Raw genomic sequence first — 545 nt, forward strand, 5'->3', positions numbered from 1 at the left:
GATGAGTTTAACTCTATCCGCGGCCATGAGTTCGCAGGTTGTATTGCGCAGGTTGGTGAAAAAGTCAAAGACTGGAAAGTGGGGCAACGCGTCGTGTCGGATAACAGCGGTCACGTTTGCGGCGTTTGTCCGGCCTGTGAACAAGGTGATTTTCTGTGTTGTACAGAAAAAGTAAACCGTGGTCTGGATAATAATACCTGGGGTGGGGGTTTTTCCAAATATTGTCTGGTTCCTGGTGAAATTCTCAAAATTCATCGTCAGGCGTTGTGGGAAATCCCTGATGATGTTGATTATGAGGACGCAGCCGTACTTGACCCTATCTGTAATGCCTACAAATCCATCGCGCAGCAATCGAAAGTCCTTCCTGGTCAGGATGTGGTCGTCATCGGCACTGGCCCACTCGGGCTGTTTTCCGTACAAATGGCGCGGATTATGGGGGCGGTAAATATCGTCGTCGTTGGTCTGCAAGAAGATGTGGCGGTCCGCTTCCCGGTTGCAAAAGAACTGGGGGCGACGGCAGTAGTAAATGGTTCTACCGAAGATGT

The 545-nt window shown here is 50.3% G+C and carries 1 protein-coding gene; it reads left to right on the forward strand.

Annotated features, from left to right (window positions below):
• Window positions 1-545 (forward strand): alcohol dehydrogenase catalytic domain-containing protein (locus K0040_RS22390; RefSeq protein ID WP_228110426.1); only part of this gene is annotated, 545 nt, incomplete at both ends.

This window comes from Terrisporobacter petrolearius, assembly GCF_020748185.1.
GTDB lineage: Bacteria > Bacillota > Clostridia > Peptostreptococcales > Peptostreptococcaceae > Terrisporobacter > Terrisporobacter petrolearius.